Annotated in this window: 19 protein-coding genes; 15 read left to right on the top strand and 4 right to left on the bottom strand. The window is 72.6% G+C overall.

The annotated features are described in order from the left end of the window. Positions 1-62: 62 nt before the first annotated feature. Both VM636_RS26480 and frc read right to left on the bottom strand, forming a co-directional pair. Positions 63-2,222: an acetate--CoA ligase family protein gene (locus tag VM636_RS26480; protein WP_030418527.1), complete on the bottom strand. Its 2,160-nt coding sequence runs from the start codon at positions 2,220-2,222 to the stop codon at positions 63-65. Positions 2,223-2,224: 2 nt separating this feature from the next. Then, the gene (frc, locus tag VM636_RS26485; RefSeq protein ID WP_030418526.1) at positions 2,225-3,454 is read right to left on the bottom strand and encodes a formyl-CoA transferase; all 1,230 of its coding nucleotides are present in this window, start codon (positions 3,452-3,454) and stop codon (positions 2,225-2,227) included. A gap of 319 nt (positions 3,455-3,773) precedes the next feature. On the opposite strand from frc, the gene VM636_RS26490 reads away from it, so the two are divergent. The 5 genes from VM636_RS26490 (at position 3,774) to VM636_RS26510 (ending at position 9,959) form a co-directional block, all read left to right on the top strand. Further along, complete coding sequence (locus tag VM636_RS26490) at positions 3,774-4,508, top strand: acyl-CoA dehydrogenase family protein (RefSeq protein WP_037857430.1); 735 nt, start codon at positions 3,774-3,776, stop codon at positions 4,506-4,508. A 277-nt stretch (positions 4,509-4,785) separates the two neighbouring features. Then, entirely contained in the window at positions 4,786-5,268 is a 483-nt protein-coding gene (locus VM636_RS26495; RefSeq protein ID WP_051821190.1) for a formate dehydrogenase subunit gamma, read from the top strand. Next, on the top strand, positions 5,265-6,908 hold the full coding sequence (locus tag VM636_RS26500) for an NADH-quinone oxidoreductase subunit NuoF (protein WP_051821189.1): 1,644 nt from the start codon (positions 5,265-5,267) through the stop codon (positions 6,906-6,908). The genes VM636_RS26495 and VM636_RS26500 overlap by 4 nt, the downstream gene beginning before the upstream one ends. Next, positions 6,905-9,721: a formate dehydrogenase subunit alpha gene (gene fdhF, locus VM636_RS26505; RefSeq protein ID WP_030418522.1), complete on the top strand. Its 2,817-nt coding sequence runs from the start codon at positions 6,905-6,907 to the stop codon at positions 9,719-9,721. The genes VM636_RS26500 and fdhF overlap by 4 nt, the downstream gene beginning before the upstream one ends. A gap of 1 nt (position 9,722) precedes the next feature. Next, the gene (locus VM636_RS26510; RefSeq protein ID WP_030418521.1) at positions 9,723-9,959 is read left to right on the top strand and encodes a formate dehydrogenase subunit delta; all 237 of its coding nucleotides are present in this window, start codon (positions 9,723-9,725) and stop codon (positions 9,957-9,959) included. Positions 9,960-10,446: 487 nt separating this feature from the next. Here VM636_RS26510 and VM636_RS26515 read toward each other — a convergent pair whose 3' ends face one another. Then, positions 10,447-11,460 (bottom strand): 2-dehydropantoate 2-reductase, encoded by a 1,014-nt coding sequence (locus tag VM636_RS26515; protein WP_037857427.1) that lies wholly within the window; start codon positions 11,458-11,460, stop codon positions 10,447-10,449. Positions 11,461-11,743: 283 nt separating this feature from the next. Between VM636_RS26515 and sucC the strand changes: the two genes are divergently transcribed. The 10 genes from sucC to VM636_RS26565 all read left to right on the top strand — a co-directional run bounded on the left by sucC (position 11,744) and on the right by VM636_RS26565 (position 22,692). After that, a complete protein-coding gene (gene sucC, locus VM636_RS26520) occupies positions 11,744-12,925 on the top strand; it encodes an ADP-forming succinate--CoA ligase subunit beta (protein WP_053913222.1) in 1,182 nt (393 codons plus the stop codon). Positions 12,926-12,953: 28 nt separating this feature from the next. Beyond that, on the top strand, positions 12,954-13,832 hold the full coding sequence (gene sucD, locus VM636_RS26525; protein WP_053913221.1) for a succinate--CoA ligase subunit alpha: 879 nt from the start codon (positions 12,954-12,956) through the stop codon (positions 13,830-13,832). Positions 13,833-14,098: 266 nt separating this feature from the next. Continuing rightward, entirely contained in the window at positions 14,099-15,193 is a 1,095-nt protein-coding gene (locus VM636_RS26530) for a Re/Si-specific NAD(P)(+) transhydrogenase subunit alpha (RefSeq protein ID WP_338485881.1), read from the top strand. Beyond that, the gene (locus tag VM636_RS26535; protein ID WP_234312799.1) at positions 15,190-15,510 is read left to right on the top strand and encodes an NAD(P) transhydrogenase subunit alpha; all 321 of its coding nucleotides are present in this window, start codon (positions 15,190-15,192) and stop codon (positions 15,508-15,510) included. Before VM636_RS26530 ends, VM636_RS26535 begins: the two co-directional genes overlap by 4 nt. Further along, positions 15,503-16,891 carry an NAD(P)(+) transhydrogenase (Re/Si-specific) subunit beta gene (locus VM636_RS26540; protein ID WP_030422826.1) on the top strand — a complete coding sequence of 463 codons (1,389 nt, stop codon included), beginning with the start codon at positions 15,503-15,505 and terminating at the stop codon, positions 16,889-16,891. The genes VM636_RS26535 and VM636_RS26540 overlap by 8 nt, the downstream gene beginning before the upstream one ends. Positions 16,892-16,951: 60 nt before the next feature. Continuing rightward, positions 16,952-17,941, top strand: coding sequence for a GTP 3',8-cyclase MoaA (moaA, locus tag VM636_RS26545; protein WP_030422827.1), 990 nt, complete (start codon positions 16,952-16,954; stop codon positions 17,939-17,941). A gap of 220 nt (positions 17,942-18,161) precedes the next feature. Then, a complete protein-coding gene (locus VM636_RS26550; protein ID WP_338485883.1) occupies positions 18,162-18,833 on the top strand; it encodes a GntR family transcriptional regulator in 672 nt (223 codons plus the stop codon). A gap of 282 nt (positions 18,834-19,115) precedes the next feature. Further along, positions 19,116-20,711 (top strand): gamma-glutamyltransferase, encoded by a 1,596-nt coding sequence (gene ggt / locus VM636_RS26555; RefSeq protein WP_037859640.1) that lies wholly within the window; start codon positions 19,116-19,118, stop codon positions 20,709-20,711. Positions 20,712-20,751: 40 nt separating this feature from the next. Further along, positions 20,752-22,470, top strand: a complete 1,719-nt coding sequence (locus VM636_RS26560) for an L-lactate permease (protein ID WP_338485884.1) — start codon at positions 20,752-20,754, stop codon at positions 22,468-22,470. Positions 22,471-22,512: 42 nt separating this feature from the next. Next, complete coding sequence (locus VM636_RS26565; RefSeq protein ID WP_030422831.1) at positions 22,513-22,692, top strand: hypothetical protein; 180 nt, start codon at positions 22,513-22,515, stop codon at positions 22,690-22,692. Positions 22,693-22,722: 30 nt separating this feature from the next. On the opposite strand, the gene VM636_RS26570 is transcribed toward VM636_RS26565, so the two are convergent. Beyond that, the gene (locus tag VM636_RS26570) at positions 22,723-23,484 is read right to left on the bottom strand and encodes an IclR family transcriptional regulator (RefSeq protein ID WP_030422832.1); all 762 of its coding nucleotides are present in this window, start codon (positions 23,482-23,484) and stop codon (positions 22,723-22,725) included. Between the last annotated feature and the right edge of the window lie 67 nt (positions 23,485-23,551).

The following is a 23,551-nucleotide window of genomic DNA, read 5'->3' on the forward strand; positions in this document are numbered from 1 at the left end:
GCCGAAGCGCCCGGACCGGACCCGCCGGGCGGACCGCACCGCCGGGGCGGTCCGCGGTCTCGTCAGCCCTTCGCCGGCGGGAGGAGTCCCGCGGCCCTGGCCCAGCGGTACTTGGCGCCCAGGGCGGCGACCGGCTGCTCGGTGGTGTACGGGTAGGCGACCACCCCGTGCTCGAAGAGGTAGGCGCTGGCCGCCTCCACCTCGGTGTCCCCGGCGAGCGAGGCCACCACCGGCTTGTGGATGCCCTTGGCCCGCGCCTCGGCGACGACGCGCGCGGTCAGCTCGGCGAAGACCATCGGCGGGGTGACGATGGTGTGCCAGTAGCCCAGGATCAGGGCGTGCACCCGCGGGTCCTCCAGGCCGAGGCGGATCGTCGCCTCGTAGGTGGACGGCGGCTCGCCACCGGTGATGTCGATCGGGTTGCCCGCCGCGCCGAACGGCGGGATGTACCGCATGAACGCCTCGTCCAGGTCGGCCGGGATGTCCATCAGCGAGAGCCCGTTGTCCACGCAGGCGTCGGAGAGCAGCACCCCGGAGCCGCCGGCGCCGGTGATGATGACGACGTTCTCGCCCTGCGGGGTGGGCAGGACCGGCAGCGCCCGCGCGTACTCCAGCATCTCGTTGAGGCCCGGGGCGCGGATCACGCCGGCCTGGCGCAGGATGTCGTCGTACACCGCGTCGTCGCCGGCGAGCGCGCCGGTGTGCGAGCCGGCCGCCTTCGCCCCGGCGGAGGTGCGCCCCGCCTTGAGCACCACGATCGGCTTCTTCGGCACGGTGGCGCGGGCCGCCTCGACGAAGGCCCGGCCGTCCTTGAGGTCCTCCAGGTGCATGGCGATGCACTTGGTGTTGGGGTCCTCGCCGAAGTAGGTCAGCAGGTCGTCCTCGTCGATGTCGGACTTGTTGCCCAGGCCGACGATGGCGGAGACGCCGGTCTTGGTGGTGCGGGCGAAGCCGAGGATCGCCATGCCGATGCCGCCGGACTGCGAGGTCAGCGCCACCGGCCCCTTGACGTCGTACGGGGTGCAGAAGGTCGCGCACAGGTCCTGCCACGGCGAGTAGTAGCCGTAGATGTTGGGACCGAGCAGGCGGATGCCCTGCTCCTCGGCGATGGCGACGATCCGGTCCTGCAACTCGTGCTCGCCGGTCTCGGCGAAGCCGGACGGGATCAGCACCGCGTTGGGGATGTTCTTGGCGCCGACCTCCTCCAGCGCGGCCGGCACGAACTTCGCCGGGATGGCGAAGACGGCGACGTCCACCTCGCCGGGGACGTCGAGGACGGAGGCGTGCGCCTTCAGTCCCTCGATCTCGTCGGCCTTCGGGTTGACCGGGTGGATGTCGCCCGCGAAGCCGCCGTCGATCAGGTTGCGCATGACCGAGTTGCCGATCTTGCCGGACTCGGAGGAGGCGCCGATGACCGCCACCGACCGCGGCTGCATCAGCCGGGTCATCGCCGAGAGGATCTCCTCGCGGGTGTGGGTGCGCCGGGGGGCCGGCACGTTCTCGGCGAGCAGGACGCGGATGTCGGCGGCGACGGCGCCCTCCGGCGTGGCGATCACCGGGTTGAGGTCGACCTCGGCGATCTCCGGGAAGTCCGTGACCAGTTGGGAGACCCGGCGGATCTGCTCGGCCAGCGCCTCCCGGTCCACCGCCGCGGCCCCGCGCACCCCGCGCAGGATCTCGGCCGCGCCGATGGAGTCCAGCATGGAGGCGGCCTCGTCCTCGGAGACCGGGGCCAGCCGGAAGGTCACGTCCTTGAGGACCTCGACCAGCACCCCGCCGAGCCCGAAGGCGACCACCTTGCCGAAGGTCGGGTCGGTGACCGCGCCGACGATGACCTCCTGGCCGGGCGGCAGCATCTGCTGCACCTGCACGCCGGTGATCCGGGCCGTCGCGTCGTACTCCCGGGCGTTGGCCACGATCCGCTCGTAGGCGTCGCGGACCTCCTCGGCCGACTCCAGCCCGACGACCACGCCGCCCGCGTCGGTCTTGTGCAGGATGTCGGGGGAGACGATCTTCAGGACGACCGGCCCGTCGAAGGAGCCGGCCTGCGCCACCGCCTCGTCCGCGCTCGTGGCCAGGGCCTCGCCGGGGGTGGCGATCCCGTAGGCGTCCGCGATCCGCTTGCCCTCGGGCGCGGTGAGGGCGCTGCGGCCCTCGGCGCGCACGCCGGCGAGCACCTCGGTCACGGTGTCGCGGTCGACTGCGTGATGGTTCACGGGCATGCTCAGATCACTCCGTTCGACTTGAGGAGCTGGAGTTCGTCGGCGTCGAGCCCCAGCTCCTCGACGTAGACCTCTTCGTTGTGCGCGCCGAGCAGGGGTGAACTGGTCACCTCGACGGGGGAGTCGGAGAGCTTGAGCGGGCTGCCGACGGTCGTGAACTCGCCCCGCTCGGGGTGCGGGACGCGGACGACCATGTCGTTGGCGGCCAGCGACTCGTCCTCGATGATCTCCTTGGTGGAGAGGATCGGCCCGCAGGGGATGTTGTGGGCGTTGAGGGCCTCCAGCACCTGCCACTTGGGCAGGGTGCTGCTCCACTCCTCGATGAGCTGGAACATCTTGTCCAGCTTGGACAGCCGCGCCTCGGGCGTGGCCCACTCGGGGTCCTCGGCCAGCTCCGGACGGCCCATCAGCTCGGCGATGGGCTGCCAGCCGACGGGCTGGACCACGATGTAGACGTAGTCGTTGGGGCCGCCGGGCGCGCACTTGACCGCCCAGCCGGGCTGGCCGCCGCCGGAGGCGTTGCCCGAGCGAGGCACGGTGTCGCCGAAGTCCTCGTTGGGGTACTCGGCGAGCGGGCCGTGGGCCAGGCGCTGCTGGTCGCGCAGTTTCACCCGGCACAGGTTGAGCACGGCGTGCTGCATGGCGACGTTGACCCGCTGGCCGCGGTTGGTGCGCTCGCGCTGGTAGAGCGCGGCGAGGATGCCGGCGACCAGGTGGACGCCGGTGCCGGAGTCGCCGATCTGGGCGCCGGTCGCGGTGGGCGGGCCCTCCTCGAAGCCGGTGGTGGCCATCGAGCCGCCCATCGCCTGGGCGACGACCTCGTACGCCTTGAAGTTGGTGTACGGGCCCTCGCCGAAGCCCTTGATGGAGGCGTAGACGAGGCGGGGGTTGATCTCCTGGATCCGCTCCCAGGTGAAGCCCATCCGGTCGACGGCGCCGGGGCCGAAGTTCTCGACCATGACGTCGGAGCGGCGGATCAGCTCGGTCAGGATCTCCTTGCCGCGCTCGGTCTTGGTGTTGAGGGTGATGCTCCGCTTGTTGCAGTTGAGCATCGTGAAGTACAGGGAGTCGACGTCCGGGAGGTCGCGCAACTGCCGGCGCGTGATGTCACCGGTCGGCGCCTCCAGCTTCACGACGTCCGCGCCGAGCCAGGCCAGCAACTGGGTGGCGGAGGGGCCGGACTGGACGTGGGTCATGTCGAGGACACGTACGCCCTCAAGAGCCCTGGTCATGGGGTCACCTCGCTTGTACATGGTCGGATCGTCTGGGCGGCGCCTGCATACAGTCAACGGATACTGTATGCAATAAATCGTAGCCCCCCCGGGGTGGTGGCTGTCCAGGTGTGTGCGCGGGATTTCGCCGGGAGTCGAGCGATGTGCGTCGTACGGGGTGTTCCGCGGGCTCAGTCAGTATACTGTATGCAGTCTGCACCGCGAGGGTGTTCCGCCCTCGCGGCCGAGCCCCGGCCGCCGCCGTGAGGGCGGCAGGGCCGGCTGCGCCGTCCGACGGCGGATCAGGCACCACTCCGACGCGACTTCAAGGGGCCGCCCCATGTCGTACCGCACCGCTCTCTCCCACGTCATGACCAGCGTCATCGGGCCCGGCGCCGAACGGGCGGACGCCGACGCGCGGTTCCCGCGCGCCTCCGTGGCCGCCCTGGGCCGCGCCGGACTGCTGGCGCTCACCGTCTCCGCCGAACTCGGCGGCCAGGGCCGCGGCCTGGAGGAGGCCGCGGAGGTGGTGACCGAGGTGTCCCGGGTCTGCCCGGCCACCGGCGCCGTGCTCCGCTCGCACTACGCCGCCGTCGCCGTCATCGAGGCGCACGGCATCCCCTGGGTGCGCCGGCGCACCGCCGGCGGGCACCACCTCAGCACCCTCGCCCTCGGGGAGTCCGCCGGGCCCGGCGCGGCCCCGCCGCCCCACTCGACGGCCACCCGCGCCGGGGACGTCGTGGCCCTGCGGGGCCGCAAGTGCGACGTGGTCGCCGCGGGGGAGGCCGACAGCTACGTCTGGTCCACCGGCCCGGCCGACGGCCAGGACGGTCTGACCCTGTGGCTGGTGCCGGCCGACGCCCCCGGACTCTTCGTGCCCGCCCGGCCGGACGGCCGCGGTCCGCGCGGCAGCGCGGCCTCCACCGTCCGCGCCGACCCCGTGCTGATCCCCGCCTGCGCGCGGCTCGGTCCGGGCGCGGGCGGACTCGACACCGTGCTCGGCACGGTCCTGCCGTGGCTGGCCGCGCTGCCCGCCCCGGAGGCCGTCCGGCCGGTGGGTGCCGAGGCGCCGTGAGCGGCCCCGGGGGAGGCCGGCCCGCCCGGCCCGCGCGGTGTGATCGCCGACACCGTGGGTATGTTGCCGACTGTATACAACCAGCCGGGTGCGTGCCTATGCTGGCACGCGCCATCCGCGGGCCGGCCGGTACGGCGCGAGGCCGTGCCGCCGGTCACCGCCTCCGCGCATCCGCACGAGGAGGGCCGAGGATTCCCATGTCCGCGAGACGAGACGTGTACGACGGCGGCGAGAGCCTCGCGCCCGACGCCCGACCGCGACGCCGAGTGGAGCCATCATGACGACCAGCGTGAACGAGGTGGCCACGGAGGCCGCGATCACCGCGATCGCCGCCGCCCACCGCGGCCGGCGCGGCCCGCTGCTGCCCATCCTGCACGCCATCCAGGCCGAACTCGGCCACGTCCCCGAGGAGACCGCCGCCCTGCTCGCCCGGGAACTCAACCTCTCCCGGGCGGACGTGCACGGCGTGATCTCCTTCTACCACGACTTCCGCCGCGAGCCGGCGGGCCGTACGACCGTGCGCATCTGCCGCGCCGAGGCATGCCAGGCCCTCGGCTCCGAGGCCCTGGTGGCCCGCGCCCGCGAGCGGACCGGGATCTCCCTCGGCGAGACCACCGCGGACGGCTCGGTCACCCTGGAACAGGTCTTCTGCCTCGGCAACTGCGCGCTGGGACCGGCCGTCCAGGTCGGCGACCGGCTCCACGGGCGGATGGACCCCGACCGCCTGCGCACCCTCCTGGACGAGGCGGTCTCCTCATGACGACACCCGACACCACGACACCCGACACCACGACCCCGCCGAAGTCCCCGGTGACGGTCTACGTCCCCCGCGACTCCGCGGCCCGCTCCGTCGGCGCCGACGCGGTCGCCGACGCGCTGCTGAGCGCCACGGCCGGCGGGGACCGCCCCGTCGAACTGGTCCGCAACGGCTCCCGCGGCATGCTCTGGCTGGAGCCCCTCGTGGAAGTCGCCACGCCCGAGGGCCGGGTGGGCTACGGACCCGTGGCCCCCTCCGACGTGGAGGACCTGCTCGCCGCCGGCCTCCTCGACGGCGGGGACCACCCGCTGCGCCTCGGCCTCGTCGAGGAACTGCCCTGGCTGGCCCGGCAGAACCGGGTCACCTTCGCCCGGATCGGCGTCACCGACCCGCTCTCCACCGAGGACTACCTGCGCCACGGCGGACTCGAGGGGCTGCGCACCGCGCTGCGGCTGCCGCCCGCCGAGGTGATCGACACGGTCACCGAGTCCGGCCTGCGCGGCCGGGGCGGCGCCGGCTTCCCCGCCGGCGTCAAGTGGAAGACCGTCGCCGACTGCGCCGACGAGCTGAAGTTCGTCTGCTGCAACGCCGACGAGGGCGACAGCGGCACCTTCGCCGACCGCATGGTCATGGAAGGCGACCCCTTCATGCTCATCGAGGGCATGACCATCGCCGCGCACGCGGTCGGCGCCCGCGAGGGGTACTTCTACATCCGCTCCGAATATCCCGACGCGGTCGCCACGATGCGCGCCGCCATCGAGATCGCCCGTACCCACAACTGGCTGGGGGAGGACATCCTCGGCTCCGGCCTCACCTTCGACCTCCACGTCCGGGTGGGCGCCGGCGCCTACATCTGCGGCGAGGAGACCTCCATGCTGGAGAGCCTGGAGGGCAAGCGCGGCACGGTCCGCCCCAAACCGCCCATTCCCGCGGTGGAGGGGCTGTTCGGCAAGCCGACCATCGTCAACAACGTCCTCACCCTCGCCACCGTGCCGGTGATCCTCGCCCGCGGCGCCCGCGCCTACCAGGAACTGGGCACCGGCCGCTCGCGCGGCACCCAGGTCTTCCAGCTCGGCGGCAACATCGCGCGCGGCGGCATCGTGGAGACCGCCTTCGGTATCACCCTGCGCGAACTCCTCGAGGACTACGGCGGCGGCACCTTCTCCGGCCGGCCCGTGCGCACCGTCCAGGTCGGCGGCCCCCTCGGCGCCTACCTGCCGGAGTCCCAGTTCGACCTGCCGATGGACTACGAGGCGTTCGCCGAGGCGGGCGCCATGCTCGGCCACGGCGGACTCGTCGTCTTCGACGACACCGTGGACATGGCCGCGCAGGCCCGCTTCGCCATGGAGTTCTGCTCCGTGGAGTCCTGCGGCAAGTGCACGCCCTGCCGGATCGGCTCGGTCCGCGGCGTCGAGGTGATCGACCGCATCGTCGCCGGCGAGGACCGCGACGACAACCTCGCGGTGCTGGAGGACCTCTGCGACCTGATGACCGACGGGTCGCTGTGCGCCATGGGCGGGCTGACCCCGATGCCGGTCCGCAGCGCCATCACCCACTTCTCTGACGACTTCCTCGTCCGCGGCACGCGCGGAGCGGTGCACACCGCGCACCCGGGCGGCACGAGGACGGAGGGCACGACATGAGCCTTCTCAAGGAACCCGACTTCGGCACCCCGGAACGGCCCGGCGAGGCGACGGTCTCGGTGGACGTCGACGGACTGAGCGTCACCGTGCCCGAGGGCACCTCGGTGATGCGCGCGGCCTCCCTCGCCGGCGTCGACATCCCCAAACTATGCGCCACCGACAGCCTGGAGGCGTTCGGCTCCTGCCGGCTGTGCGTGGTGGAGATCGACGGCCGCAGGGGCACCCCCGCCTCCTGCACCACCCCGGTCGCCGACGGGATGCAGGTCCGCACCCAGACGCCCAAGGTGGCCAAGCTCCGCCAGGGCGTCATGGAGCTGTACCTCTCCGACCATCCGCTGGACTGCCTCACCTGCCCGGCCAACGGCGACTGCGAACTCCAGGACATGGCCGGCGTCGTCGGGCTGCGCCAGGTCCGGTACGGCTACGAGGGGGAGAACCACCTCGACGCCGAGACCGACCGGTCCAACCCGTACTTCGACTTCGATCCGTCCAAGTGCATCGTCTGCTCCCGCTGCGTGCGGGCCTGCGGCGAGGTGCAGGGCACCTTCGCGCTCACCATCGAGGGCCGCGGCTTCGACTCCAAGGTCTCGCCCGGCGCCGGCGAACTGTTCATGGACTCCGAGTGCGTCTCCTGCGGCGCCTGCGTGCAGGCGTGCCCGACCTCCACCCTGCAGGAGCGGTCGGTGGTCGAGCTGGGCATGCCGAACCGTTCGGTGGTCACGACCTGCGCCTACTGCGGGGTCGGCTGTTCCTTCAAGGCCGAGTTGCGCGGCGACGAACTGGTGCGCATGGTGCCGTACAAGGACGGCGGCGCCAACGAGGGCCACTCCTGCGTGAAGGGCCGCTTCGCCTTCGGCTACGCCAGCCACCCCGACCGCGTCCTCAAGCCCATGGTCCGCGACCGGATCACCGACCCCTGGCGCGAGGTCGAGTGGGACGAGGCCATCCGCACGGTGGCCACGCGGATGCGCGGCCTCCAGGAGCGGTACGGACCCGGCTCCATCGGCGCCATCAGCTCCTCGCGCTGCACCAACGAGGAGGTCTTCGTCGTCCAGAAGATGGTCCGGGCGGCCTTCGGCAACAACAACATCGACACCTGTGCCCGCGTCTGCCACTCGCCGACGGGCTACGGGCTGAAGCAGACCTTCGGGGAATCGGCCGGCACCCAGGACTTCCGCTCGGTCGCCCAGGCCGACGTGATCATGGTGATCGGCGCCAACCCCACCGACGGCCACCCCGTCTTCGCCTCGCGGATGAAGCGCCGGCTGCGTGAGGGCGCCCGGCTCATCGTGGTCGACCCGCGCCGCATCGACCTGGTGCGCTCGCCGCACATCGAGGCCGCGCACCACCTCCAGCTCCGGCCCAGCACCAACGTCGCCGTCGTCAACGCCATGGCGCACGTCGTGGTCACCGAGGGGCTGGTCGACCGGGAGTTCGTGGACGCCCGGTGCGAAGGCTTCGAGGAGTGGGAGGAGTTCGTCGCCCGCCCGGAGAACAGCCCGGAGGCGACCGAGGCCGTCACCGGCGTCCCCGCCGCCGAACTGCGGGCCGCCGCCCGGCTGTACGCCGAGGCGCCCAACGGGGCCATCTACTACGGCCTCGGCGTCACCGAGCACAGCCAGGGCTCCACGATGGTGATGGGCATGGCCAACCTCGCCATGGCCTGCGGCAACCTCGGCCGCGACGGCGTCGGCGTGAACCCCCTGCGCGGCCAGAACAACGTGCAGGGCTCCTGCGACATGGGCTCCTTCCCGCACGAACTCACCGGCTACCGCCACGTCTCCGACGACGCGGTGCGCACCGTGTTCGAGGAGCTGTGGGGCCGTACCCTCCTGCCCGAGCCCGGACTGCGCATCCCCAACATGTTCGACGCCGCGATCGACGGGACCTTCCGGGGCCTGTTCGTGCACGGCGAGGACATCGCCCAGTCCGACCCGAACCTCCAGCACGTCACCGCCGCGCTGGAGTCCATGGAACTGGTCGTGGTCCAGGACCTGTTCCTCAACGAGACCGCCAAGTTCGCGCACGTCTTCCTGCCGGGCGCCTCCTTCCTGGAGAAGGACGGCACGTTCACCAACGCCGAACGCCGGGTCAACCGGGTCCGCTCGGTGATGAAGCCGAAGGCGGGCAAGCACGAGTGGGAGATCGTCTGCGACATCGCCACCGCCATGGGCTACCCGATGTCCTACGACCACCCCGGCCAGATCCTGGACGAGATCGCGCAGGTCACCCCGACCTTCCGCGGCATCTCCTTCGAGTCGCTGGACAAGCACGGCAGCATCCAGTGGCCGTGCAACGAGGACGCGCCCGAGGGCACGCCCACCATGCACGTGGACTCCTTCGTCCGCGGCAAGGGCAGGTTCGTGGTCACCAACTACCTGCCGACCAACGAGCGGACCACCTCCCGCTTCCCCCTGGTCCTGACCACCGGGCGCATCCTGAGCCAGTACAACGTGGGCGCGCAGACCCGCCGTACCGGCAACGTGGCCTGGCACCCGGAGGACCTGCTGGAACTGCACCCGCACGACGCCGAGGTGCGCGGGGTCCGGGACGGCGACACGGTGACGCTCGCCAGCCGGGTGGGGAAGACGACGCTGCGGGCCCAGATCTCCGACCGGATGCCGCCGGGCGTCGTCTACACGACGTTCCACCATCCGGTGACCGGCGCCAACGTGGTCACCACGGAGAACTCGGACTGGGCGACCAACTGCCCGGAGTACAAGGTCACCGCGGTACAGGTGGGGCTGGCCCATCCGCTGGCCGCGCGGGACGCCGACCCGGCCCGCGAGGGCCGGCCCGTGGGGGTGGACTGACATGGCCGGCACCGTGCCGCCGGAGCGCCGGATGGTGAACGACATCGCCGTCGCCTTCCAGCACCTGCCGGAGCAGGAGGCCGCGGAGGCGGTCGCACGGCACATCCGCACCTTCTGGGACCCGAGGATGCGCGCGCGGCTGGCGGAGTTCGCCGCCGCGGGCGCGGAGGGGTTCAACCCCGTCGCGCTGGCCGCCGCCCGGCTCGTGACCCCGCCGGACGCCGCCGCCGTCGGCTGACCCGGCCGCGACCCACCGCCCCGTCTCCCCGCGTACGCAGGACCGTACGCCGGGAGGCGGGGCGGTCGCGTGTGCGCAGGAGGGGGAGGGGCGCGGAGGGGCGCCCGTCCGCCGGCGCGGGTCGCCGGCGGACGGCCGGGGGCGTCACGGCGAAGGCCGCCGGGGCTGCCCGAGCCGGCGCTCTCCCGTCCGGGGGCCGCCGCCCCACCGTCTTCCCGGGTGCCGTCCCCGTGGTCCCGCACGGGTCCGGGCATGCGTCGGCGGCCGCCGGCGAGGCCCGACGCGCGGGTGCGCACCTCATCGACGACCGCCCCGGGGCCCGTGGAGCCCCGCCCTCCCGTACGCGCGGCGCGGAGGGCACCCTGCCCTTCCGCCCCGCCCCCCGGTACGCGCGGCGCGGACAGGCGTTTCCGCCCCGCGCGTACGTCCTGTGTCACCGGGCGTCCCGGAGCCGCGCGGGCCCCGGGACCGCCCTACCGGCCCCGGCTCACGCGGGCACGGGCGCCGGGGCGACGCGGTCCTGTCCGGCCCCCGGCGCGCTGCACCGCGCGAGCAGGTCGGTGGCCGCGTGGACGGCGCGCAGGGTGGTCGCCTCCGCCCCGGTGATGTCGGCCAGTTCCACCACCGCGGTCACGATGGCGTCCAGCTCCAACTGCTTGCCGGCCTCCAGGTCCTGGAGCATCGACGTCTTGTGGTGCCCGACGCCCTCGGCGCCGCGCAGCCGCTTCTCGATGGATATCCGCGGCCGGCTGCCGACCCGTTCCGCGATGTCGAGGGTCTCCTCCATCAACCGCACGACCAGCCGCCGGGTGTCGGGGTGCCGGCAGATCTCCACCATCGTCGCCCGGGTGAGCGCGCTGAGGGGGTTGAAGACCACGTTGCCCATCAGTTTGATCCAGATGTCGTCGCGCAGGTTCTCCTCGACCGGCGCCTTCAGCCCGCCGGCGACCATCGCCTCGCTCAGCTCCGTGCAGCGCGAGGAGACGGCGCCCGAGGGTTCGCCGAGGGAGAAGCGGGTGCCCTCCAGGTGCCGGATCACCCCGGGGCTCTCGATGACGGTGGCCGGGTAGACCACGCAGCCGATCGCCCGCTCCGGCGGCAGCACGGCGCTGGTCGCGCCGCCCGGGTCGACGGCTTCGACCCGGCGGCCCTCGTAGGGGCCGTCGAGCTGGTGGAAGTACCACCAGGGGATGCCGTTCTGGCCGGCCACGACGGCGGTGTGATCGGCGAGCAGCGGCTCGATGAGCGGGCCGCACGACGGGTAGGAGTGGGCCTTGAGCCCGAGGAAGACGTAGTCGACCGGACCGATCTCGGACGGATCGTCCGTGGCGTGCGGCCGGGCGACGAAGTCGCCGCGCGGGCTCTTCACCCGCACCCCGTCCGCCCGCATGGCCCGCAGGTGTTCGCCCCGGGCGACCAGGTGCACCTCGGCACCGCCCCGGTGGAGCGCCGCTCCGACGTAGGCGCCGATCGCCCCGGCTCCGAGAACCGCGATCTTCACGATGGGACTCCTCTCGTGGAAGACTGAATACTGTATACAAAGCTTCCGAGTGAGGTCCAGGGTCCCGTCACCCCCACTCTCTCCGTGCAGAGGTTCCGGCTTCAGGGGGGCCTTCTCGCTCGAAGGAGGGTCTGTCCGGGGTATTGCATACAGTATTCAGTAGACCCTATGGTCGTTCTGCCGCAGACACCTCCCCGCGTGAGCGGCGTCGTCTGATTCCCACCGCGCGCTCCCGGCCGGCTCTCCGTCCGGCCGGTCGCGCCAGTGCCCGGGAGGCACGCGTATGGACCTGTTCGAGTACCAGGCGAGGGACCTCTTCGCCAAGCACGATGTACCGGTGCTGGCCGGTGAAGTCATCGACACGCCTGAGGCGGCGCGCGAGATCACCGAGCGTCTGGGCGGCAAGTCCGTCGTCAAGGCTCAGGTGAAGGTCGGTGGCCGCGGGAAGGCCGGTGGCGTCAAGCTGGCGGCCACCCCGGACGAGGCCGTCGCGCGGGCGACGGACATCCTCGGCATGGACATCAAGGGCCACACGGTCCACAAGGTGATGATCGCCGAGACCGCTCCGGAGATCGTCGAGGAGTACTACGTCTCCTTCCTCCTCGACCGTGCCAACCGGACTTTCCTGTCCATCGCCTCCGTCGAGGGCGGGATGGACATCGAGGAGGTGGCCGCCACCCGTCCGGAGGCTGTCGCCAAGACGCCGGTCGACGCGATCGACGGTGTGACGCCGGCGAAGGCCCGTGAGATCGTCGAGGCCGCGAAGTTCCCGGCCGAGGTCGCGGACAAGGTCGCCGACGTCCTGGTCAGGCTGTGGGACACCTTCATCAAGGAGGATGCTCTCCTGGTCGAGGTCAACCCGCTGGCCAAGGTCGCTTCCGGGGAGGTCATCGCCCTGGACGGGAAGGTGTCGCTGGACGACAACGCGGAGTTCCGTCACCCGGACTTCGAGGCGCTGCACGACAAGGCGGCGGCGGATCCGCTGGAGGCGGCGGCCAAGGAGAAGAACCTCAACTACGTCAAGCTCGACGGTGAGGTCGGGATCATCGGCAATGGCGCGGGTCTGGTCATGTCGACCCTGGACGTGGTCGCGTACGCCGGTGAGAAGCACGGGAGTGTGAAGCCGGCGAACTTCCTGGACATCGGTGGCGGTGCGTCCGCGCAGGTGATGGCGGACGGTCTGGAGATCATCCTGGGTGACCCGGATGTGCGCTCGGTGTTCGTGAACGTCTTCGGTGGTATCACGGCGTGTGACGAGGTCGCCAACGGCATCGTGCAGGCGCTGAAGCTGCTGGAGGACCGGGGCGAGAAGGTCGAGAAGCCGCTGGTGGTCCGTCTGGACGGCAACAACGCGGAGCTGGGCCGGAAGATCCTCACGGATGCGGACCACCCGCTGGTCCAGCGTGTCGACACGATGGACGGGGCGGCCGACAAGGCCGCCGAGCTGGCCCACGCCGCCAAGTAAGCACTCAGGACGAGGACACCAACACACCATGGCTATCTGGCTCAACAAGGACAGCAAGGTCATCGTCCAGGGCATGACGGGCGCCACCGGTATGAAGCACACCAGGCTCATGCTCGGGGACGGCACCAGCGTCGTGGGCGGCGTGAACCCCCGCAAGGCGGGTCAGACCGTCGATTTCGAGGGCACCGAGGTGCCGGTTTTCGGCACGGTGAAGGAGGCGGTCGAGAAGACGGGTGCGAACGTCTCGGTCATCTTCGTGCCGGAGAAGTTCACGAAGGACGCGGTCGTCGAGGCGATCGACGCGGAGATTCCGCTCGCGGTCGTGATCACCGAGGGTATCGCCGTGCACGACTCGGCGGCGTTCTGGGCGTATGCGGGCAAGAAGGGCAACAAGACCCGCATCATCGGTCCGAACTGCCCGGGCATCATCACGCCGGGTCAGTCGAACGTGGGCATCATCCCGGGTGACATCACCAAGCCGGGCCGTATCGGTCTGGTGTCGAAGTCGGGCACGCTGACGTACCAGATGATGTACGAGCTGCGCGACATCGGGTTCTCGACGGCGGTCGGTATCGGTGGTGACCCGGTCATCGGTACCACGCACATCGACGCGCTCGCCGCGTTCGAGGCCGACCCGGACACCGACCTGATCGTGATGATCGGTGAGATCGGTGGTGACGCCGAGGAGCGCGCGGCCGACTTCATCAAGGCCAACGTGACCAAGCCGGTCGTCGGTTACGTCGCCGGTTTCACCGCGCCCGAGGGCAAGACGATGGGCCACGCCGGCGCGATCGTCTCCGGTTCGTCCGGTACCGCCCAGGCGAAGAAGGAGGCCCTGGAGGCCGCCGGAGTCAAGGTCGGCAAGACCCCGACCGAAGCCGCCGACCTGGTCCGCCGGGCGCTGTGACCGGTGCGCACCCCGCACCGCCGGACCGCCACACCGGTCCGTGAACCCGGGCCGGGCCGGACGGCCCCGGCCCGGGGCGGGACCCCGGCCACCGCGCGGAACCCCGCCCGCCGGACCCCGCCCACCGCCGGTGCCGCCACCGCACGCGGCACCGGCCCCGCCGTCCCCGTCCATACCCCGCGCCCGCCCACCGCACCCCGGTCCGCCCCGGACCGCGCCGTGCCGCCGGGCGGACGACCCGCCCCCTCATATCCGGGAAGAGGAACATGACACTGATCGGAGTGCCCCGGGAGACCGCGGCCGGCGAACGCCGGGTCGCCCTCGTGCCCAAAGTCGTCGAACGGCTGCGGGCCGCGGGCCTCGGCGTCGTGGTCGAGGCCGGGGCCGGTGCCGGGGCGCTGATCCCCGACGACGCGTACGCACAGGCCGGAGCCACCATCGGCGCGCCGTGGGCGGCCGACGTCGTGGTCAAGGTGAACCCGCCGACCCCCGAGGAGACCGGGCTGCTGCGTCCGGCCTCCACCGTGATCGGCTTCCTGGCCCCGCTGACCCGGCCGGAGGTCGCCGAACGGCTGCGCCTGGCCGGCGTCACCGGCTTCGCCATGGAGTCCGTGCCCCGCATCTCCCGCGCCCAGTCCATGGACGCGCTGTCCTCCCAGGCCAACGTCGCCGGCTACCGGGCCGTCCTGCTGGCCGCCGACTGCTCCACCCGCTTCTTCCCGATGCTCACCACGGCCGCCGGCACGGTGAAACCGGCCACCGCCCTGGTGCTCGGCGTGGGCGTCGCCGGACTCCAGGCGCTCGCCACCGCCAAGCGGCTCGGCGCCCGCACCACCGGCTTCGACGTCCGCCCCGAGGTCGCCGAGCAGGTCCGCTCGCTCGGCGCCCAGTGGCTGGACCTCGGCGTCAGCGCGGCCGGCGAGGGCGGCTACGCCCGCGCGCTCTCCGCGGAGGAACAAGCCGAGCAGCAGCGCCGGCTGACCGACGCGATCAGCGGCTTCGACGTGGTGATCACCACGGCCCTGGTCCCCGGCCGGCCCGCGCCCAAGCTCGTCACCGCCGAGGCCGTCCGCCGGATGCGGCCCGGCAGCGTCGTCGTCGACCTGGCCGGCGAGACCGGCGGCAACTGCGAGCTCACCAGCCCCGGCGAGACGGTCGTCCGGCACGACGTCACCGTCGCGGCCCCGCTCGACCTGCCCGCGACCCTCCCCGAGCACGCCAGCGAGCTGTACGCCCGCAATGTCCAGGCGCTGCTCGAACTCATGCTCAAGGACGGCGAGTTCGCCCCGGACCTCTCCGACGAGATCCTCGCCGCCTGCTGCGTGACCCACCACAGTGACCAGCTCACGGAGGCCCGATGATGTTCCTGGCCAACCTGGCGATCCTGGTGCTGGCGGGATTCATCGGCTTCGCCGTGATCTCCAAGGTGCCCAACACCCTGCACACCCCGCTCATGTCCGGCACCAACGCCATCCACGGCATCGTGCTGCTCGGCGGACTGATCCTGCTCGGCCAGTCCGCGGGAGGCGCCGTCGACCGGGTGCTCCTGGTCGTCGCCATCGTCTTCGGCACGATCAACGTGGTCGGCGGATTCCTCGTCACCGACCGGATGCTCGGCATGTTCAAGAAGAAGCCGGCCACCACCGGTACCGGAAAGGAGACCACCGGCCGTGGATGACCTCATCACGATCCTCTACATCGTCGCGTTCGCCCTCTTCATCCACGGCCTCATGGGCCTGACCGGCCCGCGGACCGCCGTACGCGGCAACCTCACCGCCGCGGCCGGCATGGTGATCGCCGCCGTGGCCGCCCTGCTCACCCCCGGCACCGGCAACTGGCCGCTGATCGTGCTCGGCGTGGTGGTCGGCACGGTGATCGGCGTCCCCGCCGCACGGCGGATCAGGATGACCGCCATGCCGCAGATGGTCGCGCTCTTCAACGGGGTCGGCGGCGGCGCCGTCGCCCTGATCTCCTGGGTGGAGTTCCGCAACAGCGACGGCTACGCCCACCAGGCCGCCTACGTCGCCGTCACCTCCCTGTTCGCCGCCATCGTCGGCTCCCTCTCCTTCTGGGGGTCGCTGATCGCCTTCGGCAAGCTCCAGGAGATCCTGCCGGGCCGGCCCATCGGCCTGGGCCGCGCCCAACAGCCCCTCAACCTCGTGCTGTTGCTGGCCGCCGTGGCCTGCGCCGTGGCCATCGGCCTGGGCCACGCCTCCCCGGCGCTCTTCCTCGGCATCCTCGCCGCCTCGGCCGTGCTCGGCGTGACCGTGGTGCTGCCCATCGGCGGTGCCGACATGCCCGTCGTGATCTCGCTGCTCAACGCCTTCACCGGACTGTCCGCCGCCGCCACCGGACTCGCCCTGGACAACACGGCGATGATCGTCGCCGGCATGCTCGTCGGCGCCTCCGGCACCATCCTCACCGACCTGATGGCCAAGGCGATGAACCGGTCGATCCCGGCCATCGTCGCCGGCGGCTTCGGCGGCACCGCCTCCGCCGCGGGACCCGGCGGCGGCCCGGCCGACCAGACGGTGCGCCAGACCAGCGCGGCCGACGCGGCGATCCAGATGGCCTACGCCGCCCAGGTCGTCGTCGTCCCCGGCTACGGCATGGCCGTCGCCCAGGCCCAGCACGCCGTCCGCGAGATGGCCGACCTGCTGGAGGCGCGCGGCGTGGAGGTCAAGCACGCCATCCACCCCGTCGCCGGACGCATGCCCGGCCACATGAACGTCCTGCTGGCCGAGGCCGACGTGCCCTACGAGCAGCTCAAGGAAATGGACGACATCAACGGCGAGTTCGGCCGCACGGACGTGGCCCTGGTGATCGGCGCCAACGACGTCACCAACCCGGCCGCCCGCAGCAACCCCAGCTCGCCGATCTACGGCATGCCGATCCTCAACGTCGACCAGGCCAAGTCGGTCATCGTGCTCAAGCGCGGGATGAGCCCCGGTTTCGCCGGCATCGAGAACGAGCTGTACTTCGACGCCCGCACCGCGATGCTCTTCGGCGACGCGAAGTCCTCCGTCGCCGAGATCACCGAGGAGCTGAAGGCCCTGTGACGGGGGAGCGGCCGACCCCGCGCCGGCCGCTCCCCGCGCCACCCGAGGAAGGCGGTACCCATGCTGACCGACACCCACGGCCGGATCGCCACCGATCTGCGGGTCTCGCTGACCGACCGCTGCAACCTGCGCTGCACCTACTGCATGCCCGCCGAGGGCCTGGCCTGGCAGCCCCGGAGCGAACAGCTCACCGACGACGAGACCGTGCGCCTGATCCGGATCGCGGTGACCCGCCTCGGCGTCACCGACGTGCGCTTCACCGGCGGCGAACCGCTGCTGCGCCCCGGGCTGCCCGGCATCGTCGCCCGCTGCGCCGCGCTCGCCCCGCGCCCCCGGCTCTCGCTCACCACCAACGGGATCGGGCTCACCCGCACCGCGCCCGCCCTGCGCGACGCCGGACTCGACCGGGTCAACGTCTCGCTGGACACACTGCGCCCGGACCGGTTCGCCCGGCTCACCCGCCGCGACCGGCACCGGGACGTGCTGGCCGGACTGGCCGCCGCCCGCGACGCCGGACTGGACCCGGTGAAGGTCAACTCCGTGCTGATGCGCGGCCTCAACGACGACGAGGCACCCGAACTGCTCGACTGGGCCCTGCGCCACGGCTACCACCTGCGCTTCATCGAGCAGATGCCGCTCGACGCCCAGCACGGGTGGCAGCGCGAGCGGATGGTGACCGCCGCCGAGATCCTGGAACGGCTCGCCGGGTCCTTCGCCCTCACCCCGCAGGACGAGGGGCTGCGGGGGTCGGCCCCCGCCGAACGGTGGTGGGTCGACGGCGGCCCGGCCACCGTCGGCGTGATCGCCTCGGTGACCCGGCCCTTCTGCCGTACCTGCGACCGCACCCGGCTCACCGCCGACGGCCAGGTGCGCTCCTGCCTCTTCGCCCGCGAGGAGACCGACCTGCGCACCGCGCTGCGCTCCGGTGCGCCGGACGAGGAGATCGCCGGTCTCTGGCGCACGGCGATGGCGGGCAAGAAGGCGGGCTCCGGCCTGGACGACCCGTCCTTCCTCCAGCCCGCCCGGCCGATGTCCGCCATCGGCGGCTGACCCGGCCCCGAGAACCCGGCGCCGTCGGCGACCGGCCCGGCCCGGAGACCCCGGCCCCGGGGCCCGGGCGCCCGCCGGAGGCCGAGGGCTCGGCCCTCGGGGCGCGAGCCCCGCGGCCGGGGCCGGCTGCCCGCCGTGGGCGCCGAGCCCTTCCCGTTCGTACACGCCGACGCGGCCGGCCCCGGGGCGGGTCCGTCCCCGCCGATTCCCGGAGGCAACGATGCGCGAGTCCCTGACCGCCGCGGCGACCCGCCGCGTGGCCCGGTCGGCCCCGCTGCGCCAGGCCGTGTACGACACCCTGGTCGAGCTGATCGTCCGGGGTGCGCTGCTGCCCGGCCGGCACCTGGTGGAGGCCGAACTGGCCGAGCGCCTCGGGGTCAGCAGGCAGCCGGTGCGCGAGGCGCTGCAACGGTTGCACACCGACGGCTGGGTGGACCTGCGGCCCGCGCAGGGGGCCTTCGTGCACGCGCCGACCGCCCGTGAGGCCCGGCAACTGCTCAGTGTGCGGGCCCTGTTGGAAGCCCACTCGGCGCGGCTGGCGGCCGGCCGGGCCACGCCGGCCGACGTCGGGAGGCTGCGGGAGCTGCAGGCGGAGGGCGTGGCGGCGCTGGCCGAGGGGGACGTCGGACGGCTGGTGGCGGCCAACTCGGCGCTCCACGGCGCCTTCGCGGAGCTGGCCGGCAACGACGTCCTGGCCCACCTGATCGCCCTGGTCGACCGCCGGGTGCGCTGGTACTACGCGCCGGTCGCCCGGCCCCGGGGCGAGGACGCGTGGGCCGAGCACGCCGAGATCATCGAGGCCGTCGCGGCGGGGGAGGCGGAGCGGGCGGGCGAGTTGATGCGCCGTCACGCCGACTCCACCACCGACGCCTACCGCGACTGGCGCGACTGACGTGCGGTGGGGGAGGCGGGCCGGACGGGGGCCGGCGGCGGGCGGTACCGGAGCGGGCGTGCCCAGGCGGGCCGCGTCACGTCAACCCGGCCCTGCCGAAGGCGCACCGAGTGTGCGTCGCCCGAGGAGCGCGAGCCGCGCGCCGGGCGGGGGGACCGCGCACCACAAACGTTCGCACGACCCCTGGACAGGGCTGGGGAGCCCGCCCAGAATACTGCCTACTCCATAACGTATGCAATTCACTCCGGCACGACCTGACGCGACTGACTCTAAGGAGCCGGCATGACGCGCACTACCCGCCCGGTGGCCCTGGCGCGCAACGGGATGGTCAGCACACCGCACTACCTCGCCTCCGCGGCCGGACTCCAGGTCCTCCAGGAGGGCGGCACGGCGGTCGACGCCGCGATCGCCATCAACGCCACGCTGGGCGTGGTCTATCCGCACATGACCGGCCCCGGAGGGGACGCGTTCTGGCTCATCCACGACGCCTCCACGGGCCGTGTCCACGCGCTCAACGGCAGTGGCCGCTCCGGCGCCCAGGCCAGCCGCGGCTACTTCCGGCAGCGCGGCCACGACGCGATCCCCGTGCGCGGTCCGCTCGCCTCGGTGACGGTGCCCGGTGCCGTGGACAGTTGGTGCGCCGCGCACGAACGTTTCGGTAGCCTGCCGCTCTCCCAGCTCCTGCGCTCGGCCATCACCTACGCCCGCGAGGGCTTCGCCGTGTGCGACAGCTACGCCACCTGCGCCGCCGAGGTCGCGGAGGTGCTGAGCGCCCACCCGCTGACCCGCAGCACCCTGCTCCCGCAGGACCGGGCACCTATCATGGCCGACGTCCTCGCCCTGCCCCGGCTGGCGGACACCCTCCAGACCGTCGCCGACAAGGGCCGCGCCGGCTTCTACGAGGGAGCGGTCGCCGAGGAGATCGCCACGAGCCTGCGCGAGGCGGGCGGTCTGCTCACCGCGGAGGACCTGGCCGCCCACCACTCCGAGTGGACCGAGCCGATCTCCACCACCTACCGCGGCTACCGCTGCTACCAGCACCCGCCCAACTCCCAGGGGTTCGCCCACCTGATCGCCCTCAACATCCTGGAGAACTTCGACCTCAGCGGGATGACGGACGACAGCCCCGAGTACGTCCACCTGCTGGTGGAGGCCACCCGCCTGGCCTTCGCCGACCGCGACCGCCACCTCACCGACCCCGCCTTCCACGACATCCCGCTCGACGACCTGCTCTCCAAGGAGCACGCCGCCGAACTGAGCCGGCGCATCTCGGCCGACCCGGCGCCCGCGGTCCCCTCGGCGCGCATGGGCGGCGACACCACGTGCAGCGTCGTCGTGGACTCGGCCGGCAACGCGGCCTCCGTGATCCAGAGCCTCTACCACGAGTTCGGCTCGGGCTTCATCGCCGGGGAGACGGGCGTGCTGCTGCACAACCGCGGCTCCTTCTTCTCCCTCGACGAGGCGCACCCGAACCGCCTCGAACCCGGCAAGCGCACCTTCCACACCCTCATGCCGGGCATGCTCTTCCGCGGCGACGAACTCGACCTCGTGTACGGCACGATGGGCGGCGAAGGCCAGCCCCAGACCTCCAACGCCCTGGTCACCCGGGTCGTCGACTTCGGCCGCGACGTCCAGTCGGCCATCGACGCGCCGCGCTGGCTCTACGGCCGCACCTGGGGCGACGAGCGCCGCGACCTGCGGATGGAGAACCGCTTCCCCGCCGAGACGCTGGACCGGCTCCGCACCCGGGGCCACCCGGTCCGCGAAGTGCCGAGCTGGGACGGGGTGATGGGGCACGCCCAGGCCATCCGCGTCACCGACGACGTGCTGATGGGCGGCGCCGACCCCCGGGGCGACGGTCTCGCCCTGGGCTGGTGACGCCCGCCCCCGCACGGCCGGACGAGAGGAGTTCCCGAGAATGGACAATGCGAGCATCTGGCTCTGGGCCGCCTCGCTGGCGCCGCTCGCCCTGCTGCTCTTCCTGATGATCGGACGGGGCTGGGGGGCGGCGGAGGCCGGTTCGGTGGGGTGGCTCGTCGCCTCGCTGACCGCGCTCACCGTCTTCCACCTGCGCCTGGAATCGGTCGGGCTGGAGACCGTCAAAGGGGTCGTCGAGGCCGTCACCATCGTGTACATCATCGTCTCGGCGATCCTCATCTACGAGGTCGCCAAGGAGGCGGACGCGTTCGTCCCGTTCCAGCGCGGGATGACCCGGCTCTTCGCCCATCCGCTGCTCCAGGTGATGGCGATCGGCTGGGTCTTCGCCTCCTTCCTCCAGGGCATCACCGGCTTCGGCGTGCCCATCGCGGTGTGCGCCCCGCTGCTCGTGGGCATCGGGGTGCGTCCGCTGCCCGCCGTCGTCATCGCCCTGGTGGGGCACGCCTGGAACAACACCTTCGGCACCCTCTCCGCCGCCTGGATCGGCATGAAGCAGGTCACCGACCTGTCGGCGGAGGAGTACGCCACGACCGCCGTCCAGACCTCCCTGCTGCTGTGGATGGTCAACCTGGTGGGCGGGCTGGCCATCTGCTGGCTCTACGGACGGCTGCGCGGCGTGTGGGAGGGGCTGCCCGCGGTCCTGGTGATCTCCCTCGCGCACGGCGGGGTCACCCTGGCCCTGTCGCAGTGGGACGACACGCTGAACGGCTTCGCCGCCGGCCTCGTCGGCCTGCTGGTGGTCGCCGCCCTCGCCCGCCTGCCCCGGTACCGCCGTCCCTCCCGGGTGACGGACAGCCCCGTCTTCGAGCCCGGCGGCCCCACCACGACGGCCCCGGCCGGGGAACCCGCACCGGCGGCGGAGCCCGCGTCGGGGCGGGAGCCCGCCCCGGACCGGCCGGCCCCCGCGCCCAGCGCCCCGGCCGGCGGCCCCGCCCCCGTGGCCGCACCGGCCGGCGGTCCCCCCGTACCGGCCGCCGCGATGTCGCTGAACAGCGCGTTCCTGCCGTACTCCACCCTGCTGGTGGTGACCGGGGTGGTGCTGCTGATCGGCCCCCTGAAGAGCGTGCTCAGCAGACCCACCGTCGACGTGGACTTCCCCGCCGTCACCACCGGGCTCGGCTTCACCACCCCCGCCACCACGTCGACGCTGGCGCTGCTGACGCACGCGGGGACGCTCCTCCTCGTCACCGCCGTGATCAGTTACGTCCTCTACCGCCGGGCGGGGCACCTGCGGCAGCGGGCGTACCGCTCCATCCTGAGCGGCACGGTGGAGAAGGCGATCGGCCCGACCATCGCCGTGGTGACCCTCGTGGCGATGGCCTCCGTGATGCAGGGCTCGGGCCAGGCCGACGTCCTGGCGACCAAGGTGGCCGCCTGGACCAGCGGGATCTACCTGCTCCTCGGCCCGTACATCGGGGTCTTCGGCACCTTCATCACCGGCTCCAACCTGTCCAGCAACCTGCTCTTCGGCGCCTTCCAGCAGACCACCGCGCAGGCGGCCGGGCTCAGCACCGCCCATGTCCTCAGCGCCCAGACCACCGGCGGCGCGCTGGGCACGATGATCTCCCCGAGCAAGATCCTGCTCGGCACCACCACCGCCGGGATCTCCGGCCAGGAGGGCCGGGTCCTGCGGCGCACCCTGCCGCTGACCCTCGTGATGACCGCCCTGGCCGGGCTGCCGTTCTTCCTGCTCGGGTAGCGCCCGCCGCGCCCGCCCCACCCCCACGGAATGGAGAGACGCATGAACCCCACCGCACGCACCCAGGCGTGGTCGACCCTGGCGGCGGCCCTCGCCCTCCCGCTCCTCTACCTCGGCGGCACCCACACGATGCTGCCGCTCTCGCTCCTCGGCCTCGCCGTCTTCACGGTGAGCATGATGATCCCGCCGCTCCTGCGGTTCACCTCCCGCCCGCGCGCCTGACCCGGCCGGGCACGGGCGGGCCGGAGCCGTTCAACCGGGCAGGTCACGCCGCATCAGGGTGCTGCCCAGCCCGGTGGCCGCCGCCCGTACCTGCGCCACGAACCGCTCCGGCCGGAACCGGCCGGTCGGACCGGCCACGCTGATCGCGGCCAGCGCCTCGTCGTCGCGCCCCAGCACCGGGGCGGCGAGGCAGAGCAGCCCCACGGTGGACTCCTCGCGTTCGAAGGCGACCCCCGTCTCCCGGGCCTCGCGCAACTGGCGGCGCAGGGCGCCGGGGGCGACCACGGTCCTCGGGGTGCGCCGCTCCAGGGGCCCCTCCAGCACCTCCCGCCGCAGCCCGGGACCGGCGTGGGCGAGCAGCGCCTTGCCGATGGCGGTGCAGTGCAGCGGCATCCGGCCCCCGGTGCGCGAGGGGGCCCTGGCCTGGCGGTGTCCGCCGATCTTGGCGACGTAGACCACGTCACGGCCCTCGCGGACGCCGAGGTGGACCGTCTCCCGGGTGCGTTCGTACAGGTCCTGGAGGAACGGCATCGCCACCTCCAGCAGGCTCCGCTCGGGCGCCGCGAGCATCCCCAGTTCGAAGAGGCCGCCGCTGGGGCGGTAGCCGCCGTCGACCCGGTCGAGCAGCCGCTGCTCGACCAGGGCCCCGGCCAGCCGGTGCGCGGTCGCCTTGTGCAGACCCGTGCGCCGCACCAGTTCGGCGAGGCCGACGGCGCCCTCGTCGGGCCGGAAGGCCCGCAGGATCGCCACCGCCTTGCCCAGCACCGTGTCCAGCCCGGTCGTCACCGCCATGGGGCCAGCGTATCGCTGAGCGAGACGAATCGCTGGTTCCGGCCGGTGAACCGGGCACACAGTGACA

Origin of the sequence: Streptomyces sp. SCSIO 75703 (genome assembly GCF_036607905.1) — a bacterium.
Lineage (GTDB): Bacteria > Actinomycetota > Actinomycetes > Streptomycetales > Streptomycetaceae > Streptomyces.